Source organism: Bacillus sp. NTK074B (assembly GCF_017303375.1).
In the GTDB taxonomy this organism is placed as follows: domain Bacteria; phylum Bacillota; class Bacilli; order Bacillales; family Bacillaceae_B; genus Rossellomorea.
Window position 1 is genome coordinate 1 of record NZ_JAFKOH010000249.1, and the last position, 257, is coordinate 257.

General features: G+C 57.6%; 1 protein-coding gene. It reads left to right on the forward strand.

Annotated features, from left to right (window positions below; genetic code table 11):
* On the forward strand, positions 1 to 257 hold a 257-nt coding region (locus JI667_RS22230), incomplete at both ends, for a TRAP transporter large permease subunit (protein ID WP_206858696.1).

Consider the following 257-nt stretch of genomic DNA (forward strand, 5'->3'; position numbering starts at 1 on the left):
GACCCGGCTTCTGTCGCTCTCCGGCCTAGGCAGTCAGATCTCTGCCCTCGTCGACGGGCTCGAGCTGAGCTATTGGCAGCTTATGGCGATCATAGTGCTGATCTATCTAATCCTAGGGATGTTCCTCGACGCCTTCGGCGCGATGCTGATCACACTGCCGATCTTCACGCCGATCCTGCACGCCTACGGTATCGACATGGTGTTCTTCGGCGTCTTCTTGGTGAAAATGCTAGAGATCGGGATGATCACGCCGCCGG